Origin of the sequence: Rheinheimera baltica, assembly GCF_030731985.1 — a bacterium.
In the GTDB taxonomy this organism is placed as follows: domain Bacteria; phylum Pseudomonadota; class Gammaproteobacteria; order Enterobacterales; family Alteromonadaceae; genus Alishewanella; species Alishewanella baltica.
In genome coordinates, this window is record NZ_JAPJDY010000013.1 from 36,728 (window position 1) to 56,199 (window position 19,472).

Below are 19,472 nucleotides of genomic sequence, written 5' to 3' on the forward strand. Positions count from 1 at the left end.
CAGTAAAAGGAAGCAGTATGCGAATAGCAGTAGTTGGTGGTGGCATTTCAGGCATGATGTCATGGTATTTGTTGCAACAAAAATATGATGTAACATTGCTCGAAGCGAATAATTATCTTGGTGGCCATACCGCAACAAAGGACGTTGAAGTAGAAGGTAAACGCTATGCTGTGGATACTGGCTTTATTGTGTTTAACAATTGGACATACCCTATTTTTAACCGTTTTATTGCCGAGTTGGGTGTAGAATTCAAGCACACCACAATGAGTTTCTCGGTAAAGAATCCGGCTAAAAACTTAGAATACAATGGCAATACTTTAACAAGTTTGTTTGCTCAGCGCCGTAATTTACTTCGTCCCTCGTTTTGGTTAATGTTGCGTGACATTGTGCGCTTTAATGCACTAGGTAAACGATTGTTGCAAGAAGATGCAGCTGATCTTGAACTTTCTTTAGGGGAGTTTCTGCAAAAGCACCGTTTTGGCAAAGCGATAAAAGAGAATTATCTTCTACCCATGGGCGCTGCTATTTGGTCGGCAGGTTTGGTTGATATGCCGGCATTTCCAGTACGGTTTTTTCTACGTTTTTTCCAAAACCATGGTTTGCTTAATGTAACAGACAGGCCGCAGTGGGCAGTAATTAAAGGCGGTTCAAAAACTTATGTTGATGCGTTGTTAGCGAAACTGGGCAGCGACAGCGTTAAACTCAATCAACATATCATTGCAATTGAGCGAAGCCAAAACGGTGTTACCATTCGTTTTGACGATGGTCGTGAAGAGCAGTATGACAAAGTGGTATTAGCATGCCATAGTGACGAAGCATTAGCGTTACTAGGTGATAATGCAACCAACGAAGAACGTGCAGTATTGGGCGATATTGCTTACCAACAAAATGAGGTGGTTTTGCATACGGATACTCGCCTGTTACCAAAACGTAAGCGCGCTTGGGCGGCTTGGAATTATAACTTGGATGCCAGTGAAACGCAGCGGGCAACCCTGACTTACAATATGAATTTATTGCAAGGTATTACCGCACCCGTTACGTTTTGTATAACGTTAAACCACAGTGAAGCTATTGCGAAAGATAAAATTTTAGGTGTTTACCATTACGCACATCCTGTATATAACGACACGACATTAGCAGCTCAGGCCAAGCGCAATAGCATCAGTGGGCAAAATAATACCTTTTTTGCCGGCGCTTACTGGTATAACGGTTTTCATGAGGATGGTGCAAAAAGCGCTGTTGATGTAGCAGCGCAGTTAGGAGTTCAATTTTAATGCAGTCTGGCCATGCAGTGTATCAAGGCGAGGTAGGTCATCTTCGATTGTTACCTCGCGAGCACGGCTTTTCCTATCCTTTAGCCTACTATTGGTTGGATAGTGCGGCATTAACGCGTACTGCCTTAGCGCACAATGGCATTCAGTTGGAGCGATTTGGTGCATTAAGTTATCGGCGAAAAGACTATCTTACCGGCGCTAGCAATATTGCAGACGCTGTTAGGGACAAAGTAAAACTGCTTGGTGGTGAGAAACTTATAAGCCAGATTTATTTACTGACCCCATTGGCTAACTGGGGGCTTTATTTTAGCCCTATAACACTGTACTACTGTTATGACGCACAAAATAACTTTTGTTACTTACTCGCTGAAGTAACAAATACGCCTTGGAATGAGCGTCACTACTATTTGCAAAAAATTCAACCTGAACAGCAGCATTACCAGCATCAAAAAGCATTTCATGTGTCGCCATTTAATCCAATGGACATGCAGTATCATTGGCAAATTTCATCGCCTGACGATAGTTTGCTCTGCAGTATTCGTAATACCCAAGCGGATAAGCACATTTTTAGTGCTTGGATCACGTTAAAAAGACACAGTTTGACTAAGCAATGGCGTAAACGTTGGTTGATCCGGCAACCATGGCAAAACGTACAGGTTTTATTACGTATATATTGGCACGCACTTAGACTATTGGTAAAACGTATACCAGTGCATGCCCACCCAAAGACAAAGGATACCAATGCATGACAATAAGCCTGACAGAAGCCCCTCAATTTACGAACCTTACCTGGTTTGATCGATTGTGTCGTAAGTTTGCGTTGGACTTTTTTAGTAAACTTAAGTTTGGTGATATCACCGTAATCGAAGGTAATCAACGGCTTAGATTTGGTGATGAACACGCTACCTTAAAAACAGTGATCACTGTTGTAGATCCTGGTTTTTATAAGAAGCTTGTTATGGCAGGTTCGGTTGGGGGCGGTGAAGCATACATTATGGGCTGGTGGCGATGTGATAATCTTACGGCGTTGGTACGCATTTTTGCATTAAACCTGGAGACATTAGACAAGCTTGATTCTGCGATTACCCGGTTGGGACGACCATTGCTTAAAATGATGGATTGGCGCAATCGTAATTCTAAGGCTCAGGCAAAGAAAAATATTGCGGCGCACTACGATTTAGGTAATGACATGTATCGGTTGTTTTTGGATGACAGCATGATGTATTCCAGTGCTGTCTACCCTGACGCTAATACCGATCTGGCAAAAGCACAGCAGCATAAGCTGCAACTAATTTGTGAAAAGCTACAGCTGAAATCGTCAGATCATTTATTGGAAATTGGCACGGGTTGGGGCAGCATGGCAATTTACGCCGCACAACATTTTGGCTGTAAGGTAACCACTACGACTATTTCGCAACAGCAGTTTGATTATGCAAAAGCCCGTGTAGAACAGTTAGGCTTACAAGATAGTATTACCATATTGTTTAATGATTATCGTGACCTGAGTGGCCAATTCGATAAATTAGTGTCGATTGAGATGATAGAAGCGGTCGGAGAGGATTACTTAGATACCTATTTTGAGAAATGCGCAAACTTGCTAAAACCTGATGGCATAATGGTATTGCAAGCCATAACCATAGTAGATCAACGGTATCAGCAATATGTTCGCGAAGTCGACTTCATCAAACGCTATGTCTTTCCCGGTGGATGTTTGCCATCTGTTAGCCGAATGACTGACGCCATTGGCAGAAAGACAGACCTCGTAGTAAGGCACCTGCAGGACATTGGGTTTGATTATGCCAGAACACTAAAAGATTGGTGTGATAATTTTATGCATGCCCGCGATAAGGTACATCATCTGGGTTACGATGATAACTTTGTTCGTTTATGGCATTTTTATTTGTGTTATTGCGAGGGCGGGTTTCTGGAGCGTGCGACCAGTGCGGTACATGTTGTCCTGTCGAAACCACAGAATCGTAACGTTATTTAAGCGTACTATTTGCACGATAAGGTAGTGCTGTGAGTTATGCGTTGCCTTAACACGTTTTCACTTTCACACTTACCCTCCAAATTTTGTTAGTTTAGGAGGGTAAGAAGTTAACGTTACTTTTGCTTAAGAAGATATCTAGCCAAGCGTTAGGTCGTTGGAACCAAAATAATACCATGTTCAGCAATAACAATTTTCTTATCTTTGTATAAACTGCCAATCGCCTGTTTGTAGGCTTTTTTGCTCACACCGAAGGCTGCATAGATAAGTTCTGGTGAACTTTTATCCGTTAGTGCCAGTTTGCCGTCATTTTGTTGCAGCTTGTATAAGATACGGTCGCTCAGCTCTTGTGCTTGTTTAAACGTTGATGCATTGAGTCTTATATCAATTTTGCCATCATCACGCACTTTAACAATGTAAGCCTGCATTTTGTCGCCACGTCTTAGCGGTTTAAACACTTCGTTTTTATACAAGACACCCCAGTGTTGATGATTCACTACTGCTTTGTAGCCAATGTCAGTTTGTTCACTGATCATAATGCTAACCTTGTCGCCGGCATTATAAGAGGGAGGCGTTTTATGCAGGTGACGGTCTAGTTTAGTTGACGCGACTATGCGATTACTATTATCAACATAGCAATACAATAAGTACTTTTGGCCTTCTTTTAATGGGATTTGTTGCTCACTGAAAGGAACAAGTAAGTCTTTCTTTAAGCCCCAATTTACAAAAGCACCTACTTTTGTTGTAGCAACAACATCTAGTTGTGCCACTTCGCCTACTTTGATTTTAGGCCGTTCAGTCGTCGCGATAAGTTGGTCTTCTGAATCCAGATAGAGAAATACATCAAGCTCACTGCCAATCTCCAGCCCAGCGGGACTGACGTTATTAGGCAGTAAAATTTCTCCCCAACTTAATCCATCGAGATAAAAGCCAAATTTAACCTGTTTTTTTACCGTCAAACGGTTAATTTTTCCAAGTGCCAGCATGCAGATTCCAAAAGTTAGCCCGTTAAGGCGAAGTATAATGCCGGCTATTGTAGCGGTTTTTTTGTCACGCTGCTGTATATTAGCCTGAGCATGATAAACTAAGCGTCATTTTAATTTATATAGGCTTATGCTTAGGTGTCTATACCGCAGTTACTTCACCCACGCAACGTGCATCAGGGACGATATGATTTTAACGCACTATGCGCAGCTGTACCCAAGTTGGCAGCCTTTGTTTCCAAGAACCCAAACGGCGAAGCAACAATAGATTTTGCTGATAAAGAGGCTGTATTACTGCTAAACCAAGCGTTGTTGGCTAAATACTATCATGTGAAATTTTGGTTATTACCCGCAGGCTATCTTTGTCCGCCAATCCCAGGCCGGGCTGACTACGTGCATTATTTAGCCGACTTGCTAGGTAGAATTTTTTCACAGCTACCTAAAGGAAAACAGATTAAATTGCTGGATATAGGCACCGGAGCAAATTGTATTTACCCTATTATTGCAAACCAAAGTTATGGCTGGCACGTAACAGGATCAGATATTGATGTTGTGGCAGTGAGAGCTGCAGCAACTATTGTTGCGGCTAACACGGCTCTTAAATCATCAATTCAAATTATTGAGCAGCCAGATACTAATGCTATTTTCAGTGGCGTGATTGGCGAAGGTCAGCAATTTCATTTAACAATGTGTAATCCGCCATTTTTTGCTTCGCAAGCCGAAGCTGACGCCGCAAATGAGCGTAAATGGGCCAACCTTGGTAAGGCGGCGGAAGGCAAAGGGCGTAACTTTGCTGGTAAACAGCACGAGTTATGGTGTGATGGCGGCGAGCTAGCCTTTATTCGACAAATGATTACAGAAAGTCAGCTATTTAAACCACAGGTGTGTTGGTTTAGTAGCTTGGTTTCACAGCAAAAGCATTTGCCACCATTGCAAAAATTGTTGCGATCAGTTGGCGTGGTACAATCTGAAGTGATTGAAATGCGGCAGGGCAACAAAATTAGTCGGATTCTCGCTTGGAGTTTTTTAACTGTAGAACAACAACGGCAACGTTTTGGTGCCACTGATAATGATAGCTAACATACCCATCACTTTGGATAGTTAATTTCGCTGCTATTATTTTTGCCCAAATCTTTTCATCCACAATGTAACCGAAAGTTTTTACTGCCGGATCTATTATGGTAATAAGACTGCCAAGGGCAATACATGATGTTTAGCGTCATCGTGATTATTAATTATCATCTTGATACGATGCTGTTCAGGAGGCGAGGATGGACTGGCGACAGTGGCTTGACGTAAAACAATATGAGTTTTTATTACACTGGTTTATGCGGCGTCAGCGTGAGCTTAAACTGGCGGAGTTAAATGAACCGTTAGCTTATGATGGCTTTAGTCTTTATGATCAACTTTGCCAGCAAATGTTGAAGGAGGCCGAAATCGCTTATATTGAACGCTTCTCTCAAACAGTTGCACCCATTGCACTGACAAATATGCTGCATTTAGCTGAGCTTGAATTATCTGGACGTCCGCATAAAGCACCGGTTCGGAGTGTGCATTGAAGCATGTTATAAGATCATGCACTAAAGCAGACACACTATTTTTGTGACTGCTCAATTCGCTTTAATGCGTCTGTTAGCATGGCAAGATCAAGCTTATCATTCAACGGTAGCAAAGTTCCTGCTGACCAAACGCCATAGCTACCATCGGCACGAAGGATCACCATCTTGTCTTTTTTGAAGCTAATAATTTCCTGCCCACTGATTGTCAATTTGGGTAATGCTCTTGGCTTTAACAAGTTGTCACCTAACCAGCTCATGTGCGAGCTACAACCGGCCTGTGCTAACAGTGTCGGTAGCCAGTCTAGCTGCTGAGTCACTTGATGCGGCTGAAGTTTACGCAACGCAGCCCAGTTGGACCAAACCTCTGCAGGAGCCAGATTAAAATTGTCATGCTGCCCGGTTAAACTCAGTAACACAATATTGCTATATTGTTGATACAGCGCCCAGTGTTGTAGCGGTTTATTATCGAATACTATAGCGAAAGCGCTATTATTAGTATGTTCTAACCAAGGTACACCCGTAATTTTAGTATCTTCATGCCGGCTGATGCTAACCCGTCCGTTACCGAGTTGGTTTAGCCAGCCTGGTGCATTTTCCAGCCACTGTTGCGCATTATCATCAACGCTGAACTTACCATACAAAAGATGTAACAACGCTTCATTTGTATTGCGTGGAGCAAAGTGCTGCTCCAGGGGGTGTAACCCTTTTGCGGCTAATAAATTTGATGTCGCAGCCGGCAGTGTGTCACTAACGAGCAGTAAGGTTGGCTTACCTGCATCGTCGTCATTGCACACAAGTGTTTGGCCACTGGAAAGCTTGCTGGGATAGCTTAGTTTGTCTAACTGTAGTTGAGCCCGGCTATTCAAATCCACTAATTGGTAGCGGGCAAGAAAGGTTTTTGCGGTGGCAGGGTAGGACAGTGGTAAGACATTATCTTGTTTAGTTATATCCAGTTGCAAATTCGCATCAGCATAGATGTGTAGCAAATGGCTTAACATAAAACTACCAATAAACCCCATAAAAAGTGGCGTTGTCATGGAAGACTTTTTGAGACGTTCGATTTTCTTCCAGCAGTAATTGCTCACCGTCAGTTCCAGGGCAAACAGCAATGCGCCAACAGTAAGGACAATTAACACAAAATTGCGTAAATTAGTCACAATTTGTTGTCTAAGCAGCTCTGTGGCCTGATCAATAGATGCACTGCCAATGTGATAGCCTAAATTTGCGTATACATAGGCGTCGAATATCAGCACCACAAATGCGGTACTGGCAAGTATTGCAGCTAAACCGCGCACATGGCGTTGATAAGGGAAAATTAACGATATCGGAAATATCGTCAGGATAAAAAACATAAAACATAAAAATGCAGTATGTCCAACCCAGTTGACCAGTAAATATAGCCAGCCAATTGCTGTGATAGGAGCCGGTTCTGATAGCCAATACACCGACGTTACGGCCAGTGCTAATAAAATATTAAAAAAGCTAAACCAATGCCCCCAGTTAAGTAAGCGATTCACTTTTTTTACCAGCGACAGGCTATTTTCAAGCACCATAATTGCCTAGCTAACTTTGCTATTTACGGCATCAGCTAATGCCTGATTAAAATGTGCGACGACAGCTTCACGTTGAGCGGCAGGCACGCTGCTATTTACAACGTGACTAATGGCATTGCCAAGACACATTAGACTTAACTCAGTCGTAGCACTTTCAGTATGTAATACGTCCAGTAATTGATTTACCAGTTTTTCAATTTGTGCAGTGGAATACTTTGATACAATTGGCATGAATTATCCGCAAGTCATGTGGTTTAAACAGGTAGAATAGTAACAGAATTCATTTTAAACAGGAAAAGTTATGTCAGTAGATGTACAGCAGTTGGCAATAAATTATCTTGAACTGGATGAGCAAGCCCGCAGCAAAGCGCATTATCGTCCCGCATTGGTTACGCCTACTGCGTCGGTAGCACATTTAGTTGAACAGTTACATCTGGCGTATAATGGTAAGCCCGCTAAAGGCTACGCAGCCTTCAATACAGCAAAAGATCAGCAGGTTGTTACAGTGCTACAGGATTGGCAAAAACAAAATAGTGACTTCATTGTTTTGGCTAATACTGCAACGTCAGTACTTGAGCAGCAGTTATTAGCGCATCAGATGCCGGAAAGTGGCTATCTGTTAGTGTGCCATTACCGCTATTTAGCGAGTGATTATTTATTGTTTTGCTTACTGGGTAGTAAAGATCATTTTTCATTAACTGAAGATCTTGAATTGTCCACTTCACGCCATCTTGACATTGCGCGAATGCAACTTGCTGCAAGGCTTGACCTTACTGAATATCAAAGTTCGCCAGAGCATGGTAAATATATTAGCTTTATTCGCGGGCGTGCAGGTCGTAAAGTTGCCGATTTCTTTTTAGATTTCTTAGGTTGTGAAGAAGGCACTGATGCTAAAGCCAATAGTAAAGTGGTGTTGTCTTCTGTTGAGGAATACTTTACGGCAGCTGACTTTGACAGCACGGAAAAAAACGACGCACGAAAACAAGTGTACAGTTACTGCGAAGAACGCGCCAAGGCCGGACAAGATGTAGTGTTGACCGAATTGTCTGCAGTGATCGACGAACAAGAACAGCAAGGCTTTTTACGCTACTGCCAGGAGCAGCAACTGGGGGTGGATTCGCAGTTTCCTGTTGAGGTTAAAGAGTTGAAAAAACTCATTAAATTTAGTGGTCAGGGGGCAGGGCTTTCACTCAGTTTTGAACAGAAATTACTTGGCGATAGAGTGCAGTATGATCCACACAGCGATACAATTTTGATTAAAGGTACACCGCCTAACTTACGTGATCAGCTACAGCGTTTTATTCAGGGCTATTCCGCGTTTGACCGTAACGAAAGCTCAACCGAATAGCATTTACTGACAAATATTACTGACATACTTACTGAAAATGCGGGGCAAGTGCTGTAAAACAAGCTCTTGTTCCGCAATAGGGTGTTTTATCAAAGTTTCACGCAGAATGTCGGGCGTTAATTTGGCGAGAAATAAGCTAGATATTGGCTTGTAGCTAATATGCCAAGGCTCATGAGCAACGCCGCCGTTATATGTTTGGTAAGGTAAAAAGAAATTGTAATCAGCAGCATGTTGAATTAACCATTGCTGTAACTTGTAAAACGGCCCTCCGGTTAGATACTCTGCTGGTTCTAACCGAGGTTGATAGTCAGCGCCTACCGCCGCGGCATCATACACGTCGAGTTCGGTTCCCCAATGATGACGGCTGCCACCTGGTAACGCAGAATAAAGCAAAATAGCATCTAGTCTTGCCATTGGGCTTAATGAATCCATGTTCACTTGTTGGCCAAGCGGATTGTATACTGGTCGCGCGCCAGAGAGTTTTGCCTGCCAGATAGAGGCCTGTCGTTGATATGAGCGAAATGCCGAGACAATTTTAATGTCTATTCCATCACCAGCAGCTGCTTGTTGCAACCTGTTAAACGGTTGCAGAGCTTGTTGGTGCAGCATAAAACCGTCGTCACGTTTAAACAGGTGTTTATCCGTTAATCCGGTGAGCATCTCGCTGTTAAAGGCAGTCATAGACTTAGCTCAAGCTGCTCCAGTATCGCTTCATACATTTTTGTCAGTTGTTCAAGATCGGTAACAGAAACACATTCATTGATTTTATGAATGGTTGCGTTACAAGGACCTAGCTCGACAACTTGCGCTCCAGTTGGCGCTATAAAACGCCCATCTGAAGTTCCTCCAGTTGTTTCAAGACGTGGCGAAAAGCCCTGAACCTGATTGATGGCTTTCACTGTGGCTTCGACTAAGTTACCTTGTTCTGTTAAAAAAGGCAGGCCATTTAGTATCCAATCTAGCTGATAATTCAGACCATGTTTATCTAGCAATGCAATAACGCGTTGCTGGAGTTCATTTGCAGTGCTTTGCGTGCTGTAACGGAAGTTAAACATTACATTTAGCTCACCAGGGATCACATTAGAAGCGCCTGTACCTGCATGGATGTTAGCTATTTGAAAACTGGTAGCAGGAAAGTACGCATTGCCATCATCCCATTGCTCAGCTGCAAGCTCAGCTAACGCTGCTGCAGCGCGGTGTACTGGATTGTCTGCTAAATGCGGATAGGCAACATGGCCTTGAATTCCCTTGACTAATAAATGCCCTGTTAACGAACCCCGACGGCCATTTTTGACCACATCACCGGCTTTTTGGCTGCTGGATGGCTCGCCGACAATACACCATTGTATTTTTTCGTTTCGTGCTTCCAATGTTTCAATGACCCTTTTGGTGCCATTGATGAAAGGCCCTTCCTCGTCACTGGTAATTAAATAAGCAAGATCAAACTTAGGCTCAGGGAAGCGGCTTAAAAAGCGTTCGGTAGCAACAATCATTGCTGCCAAACTGCCTTTCATATCGGCAGCGCCGCGGCCATATAAAGTGTCGCCAATTACGGTGGGTTCAAATGGCGGTGTATGCCATTGCTCAACCGGGCCAGTTGGTACAACATCTGTATGACCTGCAAAACAAAAAACAGGCTTACCATTACCTCGTCTTGCCCACATATTTAACGTATCGTCATAGTGCAATACTTCAATATTAAAACCACATGCTAATAAACGCTTTGCCATTAGCTCCTGGCAGCCAGCATCTTCAGGTGTAACAGAGGGGAGAGAGATGAGCGCTTTTGTTAACTCAACTACAGCACTTGTTATAGTCATTTCTATAATCCAAAAATACGTTGATACTGATCTGGGGTAAACGCTAAATGGCAATGCCCTTCGTGTTCAAGCAATGGCCGTTTAATCATTGCTGGTTGGGCTAACATCAGTATTAACGCTTTTTCTTCAGTTAAATCTGCTTTATCAGCCTCATTGAGCTGGCGGTATGTGGTTCCCCGGGTATTGAGTAAATTTTGCCAGCCGCAGGCTTTGGCAAAAGTAGCAAGTTGTTCATGGCTAATGCCGTCAGTACGATAATCGACAAACTGATATGGCACATCATTCTGGCTTAGCCAGTTGCGCGCTTTTTTTATCGTATCGCAATTTTTTATGCCGTAAAGTGTAGTCATATTTTAGTGTTCTTTAATTGAATAACGAAAGCGTTGTCGTTGGAGGCTTCAACGAAATATTCTGAGCTATAAACCGCTGCTATGGCAGGATGTGGCAAAACGGACAGTACTGCCTTACATTCATCACTATTTTGTAAAAGTTGAAGATCGAGTCTCAAAACGGTTTGGCCTTGCTGCACAGCTTGTCCGGATCCCACCAATTGTTTAATTGCCATACTTGGAGATATATTCTGACTTACCATTAAATCTATCTGTAATGTTAGTCCGCTTTTATGTTTAAAGGTTAGTCTTCTACCGCCATGCAAGCTGTTCGTAAAATGACCTGAAAATGGTGAAACAAGTGTACCGTGCTGAAGGTCGATGCACAAAGCTTGTGGTAAGACATTTGCGTTATATAACAGATCCGAATGTGTTGTAACTGGCTTAATTTGGCCGGTTGCAGGGCTTTTAATCGCTAAACCTAACGTTGCATCAAGGTATGGAAGCCACTGGATCATATGCTTAGTACCGAATAAGTTTGGGTATATATGCTACTGCAATCCAGTAGCCCGACTCAATACGTTCTTACTGATGACGTTACATTATTGCGTTAAAGATAGGATAACGTATATAAGATAATTTAAATTTATGGCTTTTTTGAGTTTAATCATGGAATCGTCGCAAAAGCTGCTAATTTATAGCTTTAATTTCGTGATTAAAGCACCTTACGCTTATGTTTAATGGCTTATTGTTGTCCACAGATTTTGTGGATAACTTTGTGTGTAACGGTGTTTAACTGGATTATGTTATTGTAAATTAACAGTATTATATGTTGGCATATTTTTTGTTAGTTTTAATTAGCACATAATCTTCAGTTAAGCTGGTTAAAAAGTCACTTTTGTAGTGTTTTTATGCAATTTGACGATGTTAAATTCAGTTTTGTGTAAGTTTTAACGTGAAATTATTCACTCTTCTTTATTATTTTGCAGGAGATACTGAACAAGCAAGTGCCGGCTGTTTGTAGACGAGCTAGCTATTAAGGTAAAGGTAAGTCTTTTATGCTATCGTTGCATAGTGACTTTATCAGTGGGAGCACGCAATGCAGTATCCGCTATATACGACAATGCTGGCTGGTCGAGAGTACAGTAAGCAGTGGCCTGCAAAAGCAGAGCTAAATAGTTTATTTGTTGAAAATAAAGTAATCTTGCTAACGTCAATTGCAGGTCGCTTTTTACCGTTGCTTGCACTCGTGTGTGCGGGGGTACAATATCATTTTTTAGGCGCAACGTTTTTGCCTCAAATCCTTACCATGTCTTTGTTTCTTGCTACTTTGCCTTTGCAAGGTTGGTATTGGCTAGGGGTGCGGGCCGCTACACCATTACCCCCATCAATCGCGAGCTGGTATCAGCAGATTAGAGAGAAAATGCAGCAGTGTGGTATTTCGTTGGCGCCGGCAAAACAGCCAGGATGTTACAAAGATCTTGCCGTATTGCTCCAACAAGCGTATCAGCAGTTGGACAGAACCTTTGTTAAACAATGGCTGTAACAGTGTGTTACAGCCATTGTATTTAGTTATTTAAAAACTGACCAAACTGGCGCATGATCTGATGGCCGTTCAATGCCGCGCAATTCATAGTCAATGCTGCTTTCTATGCAGCGCGCAGAAAGTGTTGCTGTTGCCAAAATAACATCTATTCGCAAACCCCGGTTGTCATTAAACCCCTTTGAACGGTAGTCAAACCAACTGTATTGCGCATCTGCTGTTGGGTGCAATGCTCTAAATGTGTCAATTAAGCCCCAATCCTTTAGCTGCTTAAGCCAAAGACGTTCTTCCGGAAGAAAAGATGTTTTTCCTTCGCGTAACCAGCGCTTGGCATTACTTTCTCCAATGCCAATATCTAAGTCTGTTGGTGAAATATTGATATCACCAATAACGGCAAGATTTTCTTCCGGTGAATGATGAGTTACCAAATAATGTTGTAGATCAGCATAAAACTTAGTTTTTGCCGGAAACTTGGTCGGATGTTCACGGTTTTCTCCCTGTGGAAAATACCCATTTAGAACTGTGAGTGGTTTACCATCATCCATTTGAAATTGTCCAATTAGCATACGGCGTTGGGCGTCAGCTTGATCGGTAGGAAAACCATACTGCATATGGATGGCTGGCAACTTACTAAGTATGGCTACGCCATAGTGTCCTTTCTGTCCGTAGTGATAGACGTGATAGCCCATTGCCTGGACATCGGCTAAAGGAAACTCATCATCATGAACTTTAATTTCCTGTAAGCCGACAATGTCAGGCTGATGTTTATCTAGTAGAGCTTTAAGTTGATGTAATCGAGCTCTGATCCCATTGATGTTAAAAGAGATAATTTTCATTAATTTGCTTAGCCTTACATTACTTAAAAACATATAAACATGACCTATGATAACACTTTACATTCTGCTATGGCACAATGCAGTAATGACAAGTCATGATTAATACATTACTGGGGTTTGTGTTGTCGCATTTGAAAATTGATACTGAAAGCTTTAGTTATCATGTGGTTTTTAGTGCAAAAAGACGAAGTATTGCTTTGCAAGTTAGACAAGGACACCTTGTTGTCAGAGCCCCTTTGACGACTAATTTAGCCGACATAAAACGCGTTGTTGCTGAGCAGAGACTTTGGGTTGTTAAACATCTCCAACAATCTAAAGTATTAGTGAATAAGCCTGATTACTTGGAGCTTGGGCTGCTTCCCCTGCAGAATGTTAAGTTGCCACTAACATTTAAACGCATGACAAAATCATCAATTATCAGCGTTGACGGCGTGTTGAATATTACTGTATCCAATAGGGTCAAGCCTGATAGTTTCAATGCCAAAGTGATAGCTTTGTTGCAAGATTGGTATAAACAGCAAGCTTTTATCTGGTTTAGTGAACGGGTTAATTATTGGCATAAAGAGATGAAGGTGCAGCCTGGGCAGATTGTTATAGGTAATTGGAAGACTCGCTGGGGATATTGTAAGCAAAACTGTGAACTTGGCTTTAACTGGCGTCTAATGATGGCGCCAGATTGGGTAGCTGATTACGTGGTCGTTCATGAACTCGCTCATCTTATACATTTGAATCATTCTAGTGACTTTTGGTCGTTGGTTAGCGATTATTACCCACAAATGGAAGAGGCTAAAAATTGGCTGAAACGTTATCAACATACCTTAGACCTATAAAAAAACGCCGGCGGTTAGGCCGGCGAAAATACTAGGACATGAAAACAGGAGAGAACGGATACTACTTAACAACTACTAATTACTAAGACGCCGCTTATTGGAAATAATTCAAAATATTTTTAGCTTTTTTTTACGTCACTATTTTTGCAATTTCGCCAACACTTGGTTTAAGCTCCACGCCATCAATAGAGTGTTTATTAGTAGATTGCCTCAACGGCAGCAATGTTATTGGAAAAACCACTATGACAAATCGATTACGCCTTCAGCAACTCGCAAAATTATTGGACATCACCCGATTACAAGATAACGAAACGCCGGCTACGTTTTTGCAATGGCTTAAAGATTTACCAACTATGCCCGCTGCTGCTTACTGCGTTTATCCAGAGTTTATGGCGTCACTAATAAATTGGTCAGAGCGTCAGCTAACCATGGCTATTGCTACCGTAGTTAATTTTCCAAAAGGTGAGGCGAATGCTGATATCGTTTGTGAACAAATTCAACGCAGTATTTTAGGCGGTGCGACTGAAATTGATTGTGTCTTGCCATATAAAGCGTTGTTAAGGGGGGAATATGGTGCGGTTAAGCATTTTCTATATGATGTTCGCCAGGCAAGTAAAAACACCGTACTAAAAATTATTATTGAGTCTGGTGAGCTAGTGACTGCGCAACAAGTGGCTAAGGCCAGTGAGTTAGCCATCGAAGGTGGTGCAGATTTTGTTAAAACCTCTACGGGTAAAGTAGCTGTAGGTGTTACCGAAGAAGCTGCCCGTATTATGCTAACAGTAATTGCTGCTTCAGGAAAAAATGTTGGTTTTAAAGCCTCAGGTGGGGTTCGAAGTGTAGAGCAAGCCGTCGGTTTAGTACAACTCTTTGAAGATATTACTGGGAAAACTGCACTCAATTCAAACATGCGAATTGGTGCAAGTGCATTAGCTTATGATGTTGCCAACCAACTCAAAGCCAGCTGATTACCGACGAAATTCTTCTCGCAGCTTTTCAAACTGTTGTAAAAGATCTGTATAGCGTGAACGATGGTGATCAGGGAGTGGCATATTGTCTACAACCCTAAAGGTTTTTTTACAACGTTCAAACAACTCGGTAGATTTTCTTTTTTGCTGACGGTTAAGTAATTGAATAGATGCTTGAATAAGGTTAAGTGCAGCGCCAGTGTTCATTGGCGCCAAGTCTAATGCTGATTCAAATTGCTGAACCGCCTGAGTAAAATTACCTTGCTTGTAACTTTTTATACCGGCTTTATTCAACTCACCAAACTGCATTTGTTTATGATCAACGTGGTGTTGTTGATCACTAAACAGTGTTTTCAATAACGGGTTGCTCATCAGCTCTTCCGGTACGAGCTTTGTTAGACTGCTTGCTTGTTCAAATTCACCGATTTGGTTCAGTAAAAACACGGCATCAGGCAATATTTGATGCTGCTCGACTAGCTGTTCAGCTACCGATGCATACACTTTTTTTGCTTGATATTGTGCGCCACTTAGAGATTCAAGCCTGGCTTGGCATAAAAGTTCAAACAAACCAAAATCTATGTCGCGCATCATGCCTTCATCACGCTTAACCCGTTGCAGTGCTAGCGAAACTTCTTGTAGATAACGATTACGTTGTTGCGGATCATCTGCTCTTACGGCTGCGTCTATTATGGTGCGAATATAATTAAGCAGATGGACAACATCTTGTTTTATCGAACGGCGGGTTATCTCATATAGCTGCTTGCTGGCTTGTACTTGTTGTGGAATGTTATCGAGTTCACGTGCGATTTCGATCAGTAAATATTGTCTTGGCATATTAAAAGGGGCAATTTCGGCCGCAGCCTGAATGCTACTAAAAGCCTCATCTATTTCTCCAATTGCGAGGAAAGATTTAGCTTGAATGTCGTAAGCTTCTGCAAAATAACGATTATCTTCAATCGCTTCTTTGCATAATACCAAACTTTCAGCGTAGTTCTGTTTCAAGAAGCTCAGTTTAGCCATAAGTAACACGGCCCAACCGTTCCGTCGTTGCGAAAGGGTGTTTTCAAGTATTAGCGCTGCTTCATCATAGCGTTCAGTTGCTAGTAGGTTTTCTACCAGAACGCGCTTACAAAACTGTTGGTATCGTCCTTCTTTCAATATTTCTTGCTGGCACAAGTCTATAACTAATTCAGGTTGCTCATCAAACAATGCTTGATAAAGTGTAGCTAATTGCGTTTTTTTTCTTTGTATTCGTTGAATACGGCTGCGTAGAACACTTTGTGAAAATGGTTTAACAACGTAGTCGTCAGGTTCAAGCTCAACTGCGCTCATTACCATGGGGACTGTATTTTCGCCAGTAACGAGCATAAAAATACTATGCGGTGCGAGTAATTTTTTCTCTCGTAAATCTTCCAATAGTTGTTTGCCATTTTTGCCTACGCCTAAATGGTAATCGACGAATAGGATGTCATAACTTCCATTCGCACACTTAGCTAACGCTTGTTCTCCGGTGGGGGCAAAAGCCACATTTGTTGCGCCCATAGAATACAATATACCCTTAAACATAAGCTGAAAGGCTCGTTGATCATCAACAATTAATACTCGTTGATTCTCAAGCGTTTTATTATTCATCGACACCACTATAGAGAAAATAAATAAGTTTTAAGTGTCGGAAATTACATAAGATTAAGCAAGAAGATTTATAAAAATGAGGTAATTAGGCTGTAGAATTACAAAATATAGGAAAATGGTGGAGGGGGAAGGATTCGAACCTTCGAAGGCAGTGCCGGCAGATTTACAGTCTGATCCCTTTGGCCACTCGGGAACCCCTCCACGAGTGGACCGCATAGTATCAAAAACACTTTTTATGTAAAGTCATTTACTCAATTTTTTTTGCTGACTGCCGATAAATGAAACAATAAGGGCAAAATTGCTCAAAATTTAACGGTAGCACAACATGATTATTAATGAATGGCAACTAAACTCAGAACTGAATACAGCATTACAGCATTCACACAGAGCAGATTTTTCTCTCTATTTATCTCTGCTTTCAACTGCAATTGAAGAGTCTGCAGAGTTTAATACTCCATCAGCTGATACAAACAAAACTGTTACAGACATATATAAACAGTTTAGTGTTGAAAAAGAGCGACACTATGCGCTTAATGAGGCGGATATAGGCTTGTTAAACAGGCATTGCCAGGCAATACAAACAGATGGCTTGGTGCAGCTTAAACTTGCTATTTACTTAAATCCTCCTCCGTTATCTCAGTTTGACGACAAAAATAGACTTAACTCAGATATTTGGCTGAATCTTAGTTTACATAGCCGCAGACGTCTGCAGCAACAAAACATGACAAGACAAGAGACTAATCCCGCCGCACTTTATGAAGTTTTGCAACAGTTAAACAACGTAGCTGCCTAATTGCGGGTTTGCATCTAGCTTATGCCACTACCAGATGGTACGTGTATAATGCATTGTTTAAACTTTTTACCACTATTACATGGACAAAGGTCGTTACGACTTATCTTATTTGGCGTACTATCTTTTAAAACACCATCGACATAATACCAACCTTTATCAAATACAAATCGAGATCGCTCCATAAATCCGCACAAAAAATTATCCTGAATGTAAATGAGCTCAAAAGTGACATAACCTTCATCAACGCTTTGCTCTGTTAATATCACATCAAGTCGGACAAAATGCACACTATTAGCAAAAGCTTCTATTTCCTGGATAGTATTATTAGGGAGTACTGATGAATGGTATGTTTGATAGACGTAGTTAATGTCTTTATGGCAATAAGCGCTATAACGAGATCGCATTAATTGCTCACAATTTCGCGCTAGTAAGTTGCCAGATAAATATGGTTGGCAGCACACACTAAACTCTTTTTCAGAACCGCAATAACATCGCATAGTCAGATGCCTGTTTAATAGAGCCACGATTTTAACGTACCTTAACTTAGTTGTCTTAAAGAAGTTAGTGGTCAATGCGTAAGTTGATTAGCTTCAATATGCTCATACTGATAAAAACAGGTATTATTTTTAATTGCCAGCAAACTGAAATTTTCTAGCTGCTGCTTGTCTAAATGTGGGGCAAAGTTAATGACAACTTTGCAACTAGTAGATTCAAGAGCTCGCTGAACAGTTTGAGTCAAACTCTTTATTTGTTTTTCGTGAATGATTAACACGTGTTGCATCGATAATTGATACTGCTCAGCCCATAACTTATTTGGTATGCAAGTAGGAGCAATTAATAGAATCCACCCCAGTTTATCTTGATGCTGATGTATTAACTGAAGCAAACTTTGTTTTGTGGCATCTTGTACGTTATTTCCGTCATTGTTAATCGGATGGGGCCTAAATAACCTAGTATCGTTTAGAACGGTATTTGAACGTTTTGACGTAAGAAGATTCATTGAGCGATTATACATAGCAGCCCTATATGTTTATATATACAGTGTATGGATATACAGTATAGTTGGATAGGTCAAAAAGCAAGCGTGTTTTGTAAATTTATGTCCCGAGACTGGCTAGACCATTCAGTGTGTTATAGTCCGGTAGAATAGTGCGTAATTATAGATAAGAGTTAGTAGTCAATGTTGTTAGAAAAGTATGTTCAACAAAGTAGTGAAGGTTTCTCGTTTAGTCGCAAACAAGCTAGTGAGTTCGCTAAACAAGTGGCAACGGATTTTAATCCAATTCATGACGAAGATGCTAAGCGTTTTTGTGTACCGGGTGATTTGCTGTTTTCTCACTTACTTACCCGGTATGGCATTTTTGAACAGCTAAGCTGTGAATTTGCAGGTATGGTTGGAGCTGATGTTGTTCTGCAGTGTAATGAGCAAGACAATGTCATAACTATTAGTGATAGTCAGGGCAAAGTGTATTTGTCGTTAAAGCATAATGGTAAATGTCAACATGACTTAACAGTAATAGAACCGCTGATTCGGGACTATGTAAGTTTTTCAGGTCAAAATTTCCCTCATATTTTGCAACCATTAATGCAACAACATCAAGTGATGATTAATCCTCAGCGGCCTTTAGTGATATATCAAAGCATGGCCCTAAGTTTTGAATGCTTACCAACAGATAAAGTGGAGCTAGTGTTGACGAAGTCCTCCTTGCAAGTAGAAGGCAAAAGAGGCAATGTAATTTTAGCGTTCTCATTAACTCAAAATGGCAAAGCTATTGGCACAGGAGAGAAGCGTATGATCCTGAGCAATTTAATGACATATGAAGAAGAAGGTATGCAGCAGATGATTGCGGAATATAATAGACGCAAAGAATTTGCTTAAGCGGCATACATAAATGCTTAATTGTTCAAACTATCAGCAGTTAGGCGCTTTTATTCATTTTACCCCTTGCACGAGTTTCAAAACGCCCTATAATGCGCGCCATGCCACGGGGTGCTGCAGTAAGGGTGCTTCGGGTGA

At 41.5% G+C, this 19,472-nt stretch carries 22 protein-coding genes and 1 tRNA gene; 11 read left to right on the top strand and 12 right to left on the bottom strand.

The window, feature by feature from the left end; translation table 11 throughout:
* Positions 1 to 17: 17 nt before the first annotated feature.
* The 3 genes from ORJ00_RS18150 to ORJ00_RS18160 are packed head-to-tail and all read left to right on the top strand — an operon-like array spanning position 18 to position 3,264.
* Complete coding sequence (locus ORJ00_RS18150) at positions 18 to 1,274, top strand: NAD(P)/FAD-dependent oxidoreductase (RefSeq protein ID WP_306140506.1); 1,257 nt, start codon at positions 18 to 20, stop codon at positions 1,272 to 1,274.
* On the top strand, positions 1,274 to 2,023 hold the full coding sequence (locus ORJ00_RS18155; protein WP_306140508.1) for a DUF1365 domain-containing protein: 750 nt from the start codon (positions 1,274 to 1,276) through the stop codon (positions 2,021 to 2,023). The genes ORJ00_RS18150 and ORJ00_RS18155 overlap by 1 nt, the downstream gene beginning before the upstream one ends.
* Complete coding sequence (locus ORJ00_RS18160; protein WP_306140509.1) at positions 2,020 to 3,264, top strand: SAM-dependent methyltransferase; 1,245 nt, start codon at positions 2,020 to 2,022, stop codon at positions 3,262 to 3,264. The genes ORJ00_RS18155 and ORJ00_RS18160 overlap by 4 nt, the downstream gene beginning before the upstream one ends.
* A gap of 146 nt (positions 3,265 to 3,410) precedes the next feature.
* Here ORJ00_RS18160 and ORJ00_RS18165 read toward each other — a convergent pair whose 3' ends face one another.
* Positions 3,411 to 4,247: a CvfB family protein gene (locus ORJ00_RS18165; RefSeq protein WP_306140510.1), complete on the bottom strand. Its 837-nt coding sequence runs from the start codon at positions 4,245 to 4,247 to the stop codon at positions 3,411 to 3,413.
* A 135-nt stretch (positions 4,248 to 4,382) separates the two neighbouring features.
* On the opposite strand from ORJ00_RS18165, the gene rlmF reads away from it, so the two are divergent.
* Positions 4,383 to 5,324 (top strand): 23S rRNA (adenine(1618)-N(6))-methyltransferase RlmF, encoded by a 942-nt coding sequence (rlmF, locus tag ORJ00_RS18170; RefSeq protein WP_306140512.1) that lies wholly within the window; start codon positions 4,383 to 4,385, stop codon positions 5,322 to 5,324.
* A 191-nt stretch (positions 5,325 to 5,515) separates the two neighbouring features.
* Positions 5,516 to 5,803 (top strand): hypothetical protein, encoded by a 288-nt coding sequence (locus ORJ00_RS18175; RefSeq protein WP_027671129.1) that lies wholly within the window; start codon positions 5,516 to 5,518, stop codon positions 5,801 to 5,803.
* Between the two features lie 35 nt (positions 5,804 to 5,838).
* Here ORJ00_RS18175 and ORJ00_RS18180 read toward each other — a convergent pair whose 3' ends face one another.
* Both ORJ00_RS18180 and ORJ00_RS18185 read right to left on the bottom strand, forming a co-directional pair.
* A complete protein-coding gene (locus ORJ00_RS18180; protein WP_305975669.1) occupies positions 5,839 to 7,356 on the bottom strand; it encodes a DUF3413 domain-containing protein in 1,518 nt (505 codons plus the stop codon).
* Positions 7,357 to 7,362: 6 nt separating this feature from the next.
* A complete protein-coding gene (locus ORJ00_RS18185; RefSeq protein ID WP_027671127.1) occupies positions 7,363 to 7,587 on the bottom strand; it encodes a YejL family protein in 225 nt (74 codons plus the stop codon).
* A gap of 70 nt (positions 7,588 to 7,657) precedes the next feature.
* Between ORJ00_RS18185 and yejK the strand changes: the two genes are divergently transcribed.
* Positions 7,658 to 8,704 carry a nucleoid-associated protein YejK gene (gene yejK / locus ORJ00_RS18190; RefSeq protein WP_027671126.1) on the top strand — a complete coding sequence of 349 codons (1,047 nt, stop codon included), beginning with the start codon at positions 7,658 to 7,660 and terminating at the stop codon, positions 8,702 to 8,704.
* Between the two features lie 3 nt (positions 8,705 to 8,707).
* Here the strand turns inward: yejK and ORJ00_RS18195 are convergent, their stop codons facing one another.
* Genes ORJ00_RS18195 through ORJ00_RS18210 form a run of 4 tightly spaced genes read right to left on the bottom strand, consistent with a single transcriptional unit; the run spans position 8,708 to position 11,371 of the window.
* Positions 8,708 to 9,385, bottom strand: coding sequence for a M15 family metallopeptidase (locus tag ORJ00_RS18195; RefSeq protein ID WP_027671125.1), 678 nt, complete (start codon positions 9,383 to 9,385; stop codon positions 8,708 to 8,710).
* The gene (gene dapE, locus ORJ00_RS18200; RefSeq protein ID WP_305975671.1) at positions 9,382 to 10,524 is read right to left on the bottom strand and encodes a succinyl-diaminopimelate desuccinylase; all 1,143 of its coding nucleotides are present in this window, start codon (positions 10,522 to 10,524) and stop codon (positions 9,382 to 9,384) included. The genes ORJ00_RS18195 and dapE overlap by 4 nt, the downstream gene beginning before the upstream one ends.
* Positions 10,525 to 10,526: 2 nt before the next feature.
* Positions 10,527 to 10,874 (bottom strand): ArsC family reductase, encoded by a 348-nt coding sequence (locus ORJ00_RS18205; protein ID WP_027671123.1) that lies wholly within the window; start codon positions 10,872 to 10,874, stop codon positions 10,527 to 10,529.
* The gene (locus ORJ00_RS18210) at positions 10,871 to 11,371 is read right to left on the bottom strand and encodes a PTS glucose transporter subunit IIA (RefSeq protein WP_306140513.1); all 501 of its coding nucleotides are present in this window, start codon (positions 11,369 to 11,371) and stop codon (positions 10,871 to 10,873) included. Before ORJ00_RS18210 ends, ORJ00_RS18205 begins: the two co-directional genes overlap by 4 nt.
* Positions 11,372 to 11,952: 581 nt before the next feature.
* Between ORJ00_RS18210 and yfbV the strand changes: the two genes are divergently transcribed.
* Positions 11,953 to 12,399, top strand: a complete 447-nt coding sequence (gene yfbV / locus ORJ00_RS18215; protein WP_027671121.1) for a terminus macrodomain insulation protein YfbV — start codon at positions 11,953 to 11,955, stop codon at positions 12,397 to 12,399.
* Positions 12,400 to 12,425: 26 nt separating this feature from the next.
* On the opposite strand, the gene xthA is transcribed toward yfbV, so the two are convergent.
* Positions 12,426 to 13,232, bottom strand: coding sequence for an exodeoxyribonuclease III (gene xthA / locus ORJ00_RS18220; RefSeq protein ID WP_027671120.1), 807 nt, complete (start codon positions 13,230 to 13,232; stop codon positions 12,426 to 12,428).
* A gap of 131 nt (positions 13,233 to 13,363) precedes the next feature.
* On the opposite strand from xthA, the gene ORJ00_RS18225 reads away from it, so the two are divergent.
* Together ORJ00_RS18225 and deoC are read left to right on the top strand one after the other, a co-directional pair.
* Positions 13,364 to 14,062: a M48 family metallopeptidase gene (locus ORJ00_RS18225; RefSeq protein WP_306140514.1), complete on the top strand. Its 699-nt coding sequence runs from the start codon at positions 13,364 to 13,366 to the stop codon at positions 14,060 to 14,062.
* Positions 14,063 to 14,304: 242 nt separating this feature from the next.
* Entirely contained in the window at positions 14,305 to 15,030 is a 726-nt protein-coding gene (deoC, locus tag ORJ00_RS18230) for a deoxyribose-phosphate aldolase (RefSeq protein ID WP_306140515.1), read from the top strand.
* On the opposite strand, the gene ORJ00_RS18235 is transcribed toward deoC, so the two are convergent.
* A complete protein-coding gene (locus ORJ00_RS18235) occupies positions 15,031 to 16,662 on the bottom strand; it encodes a tetratricopeptide repeat-containing response regulator (RefSeq protein ID WP_306140516.1) in 1,632 nt (543 codons plus the stop codon).
* 116 nt (positions 16,663 to 16,778) lie between these two features.
* Positions 16,779 to 16,863: transfer RNA gene (locus ORJ00_RS18240), tRNA-Tyr, on the bottom strand.
* 124 nt (positions 16,864 to 16,987) lie between these two features.
* On the opposite strand from ORJ00_RS18240, the gene ORJ00_RS18245 reads away from it, so the two are divergent.
* Positions 16,988 to 17,455, top strand: coding sequence for a VC2046/SO_2500 family protein (locus ORJ00_RS18245; protein WP_306140517.1), 468 nt, complete (start codon positions 16,988 to 16,990; stop codon positions 17,453 to 17,455).
* Between the two features lie 14 nt (positions 17,456 to 17,469).
* Here the strand turns inward: ORJ00_RS18245 and ORJ00_RS18250 are convergent, their stop codons facing one another.
* Positions 17,470 to 17,952 carry a YchJ family protein gene (locus ORJ00_RS18250; protein ID WP_370304659.1) on the bottom strand — a complete coding sequence of 161 codons (483 nt, stop codon included), beginning with the start codon at positions 17,950 to 17,952 and terminating at the stop codon, positions 17,470 to 17,472.
* Between the two features lie 71 nt (positions 17,953 to 18,023).
* Positions 18,024 to 18,470 (bottom strand): hypothetical protein, encoded by a 447-nt coding sequence (locus ORJ00_RS18255; RefSeq protein ID WP_305975687.1) that lies wholly within the window; start codon positions 18,468 to 18,470, stop codon positions 18,024 to 18,026.
* A gap of 165 nt (positions 18,471 to 18,635) precedes the next feature.
* On the opposite strand from ORJ00_RS18255, the gene ORJ00_RS18260 reads away from it, so the two are divergent.
* Positions 18,636 to 19,334, top strand: a complete 699-nt coding sequence (locus ORJ00_RS18260; RefSeq protein ID WP_027671114.1) for a DUF3581 family protein — start codon at positions 18,636 to 18,638, stop codon at positions 19,332 to 19,334.
* The last annotated feature ends 138 nt before the right edge of the window (positions 19,335 to 19,472 follow it).

What these genes read in the sequence shown, in the direction of transcription:
- ORJ00_RS18245 (WP_306140517.1), top strand. Translation starts at nt 16,988, where the DNA reads ATGATTATTAATGAATGGCAACTAAACTCAGAACTGAATACAGCATTA.
- ORJ00_RS18160 (WP_306140509.1), top strand. Translation starts at nt 2,020, where the DNA reads ATGACAATAAGCCTGACAGAAGCCCCTCAATTTACGAACCTTACCTGG.
- ORJ00_RS18180 (WP_305975669.1), bottom strand. Translation starts at nt 7,356, where the DNA reads ATGGTGCTTGAAAATAGCCTGTCGCTGGTAAAAAAAGTGAATCGCTTA.
- ORJ00_RS18165 (WP_306140510.1), bottom strand. Translation starts at nt 4,247, where the DNA reads ATGCTGGCACTTGGAAAAATTAACCGTTTGACGGTAAAAAAACAGGTT.
- ORJ00_RS18175 (WP_027671129.1), top strand. Translation starts at nt 5,516, where the DNA reads ATGGACTGGCGACAGTGGCTTGACGTAAAACAATATGAGTTTTTATTA.
- ORJ00_RS18185 (WP_027671127.1), bottom strand. Translation starts at nt 7,587, where the DNA reads ATGCCAATTGTATCAAAGTATTCCACTGCACAAATTGAAAAACTGGTA.
- ORJ00_RS18205 (WP_027671123.1), bottom strand. Translation starts at nt 10,874, where the DNA reads ATGACTACACTTTACGGCATAAAAAATTGCGATACGATAAAAAAAGCG.
- ORJ00_RS18260 (WP_027671114.1), top strand. Translation starts at nt 18,636, where the DNA reads ATGTTGTTAGAAAAGTATGTTCAACAAAGTAGTGAAGGTTTCTCGTTT.
- ORJ00_RS18210 (WP_306140513.1), bottom strand. Translation starts at nt 11,371, where the DNA reads ATGATCCAGTGGCTTCCATACCTTGATGCAACGTTAGGTTTAGCGATT.
- yejK (WP_027671126.1), top strand. Translation starts at nt 7,658, where the DNA reads ATGTCAGTAGATGTACAGCAGTTGGCAATAAATTATCTTGAACTGGAT.
- ORJ00_RS18250 (WP_370304659.1), bottom strand. Translation starts at nt 17,952, where the DNA reads ATGCGATGTTATTGCGGTTCTGAAAAAGAGTTTAGTGTGTGCTGCCAA.
- ORJ00_RS18150 (WP_306140506.1), top strand. Translation starts at nt 18, where the DNA reads ATGCGAATAGCAGTAGTTGGTGGTGGCATTTCAGGCATGATGTCATGG.
- ORJ00_RS18155 (WP_306140508.1), top strand. Translation starts at nt 1,274, where the DNA reads ATGCAGTCTGGCCATGCAGTGTATCAAGGCGAGGTAGGTCATCTTCGA.
- ORJ00_RS18195 (WP_027671125.1), bottom strand. Translation starts at nt 9,385, where the DNA reads ATGACTGCCTTTAACAGCGAGATGCTCACCGGATTAACGGATAAACAC.
- xthA (WP_027671120.1), bottom strand. Translation starts at nt 13,232, where the DNA reads ATGAAAATTATCTCTTTTAACATCAATGGGATCAGAGCTCGATTACAT.
- yfbV (WP_027671121.1), top strand. Translation starts at nt 11,953, where the DNA reads ATGCAGTATCCGCTATATACGACAATGCTGGCTGGTCGAGAGTACAGT.
- ORJ00_RS18255 (WP_305975687.1), bottom strand. Translation starts at nt 18,470, where the DNA reads ATGTATAATCGCTCAATGAATCTTCTTACGTCAAAACGTTCAAATACC.
- ORJ00_RS18235 (WP_306140516.1), bottom strand. Translation starts at nt 16,662, where the DNA reads ATGAATAATAAAACGCTTGAGAATCAACGAGTATTAATTGTTGATGAT.
- dapE (WP_305975671.1), bottom strand. Translation starts at nt 10,524, where the DNA reads ATGACTATAACAAGTGCTGTAGTTGAGTTAACAAAAGCGCTCATCTCT.
- deoC (WP_306140515.1), top strand. Translation starts at nt 14,305, where the DNA reads ATGACAAATCGATTACGCCTTCAGCAACTCGCAAAATTATTGGACATC.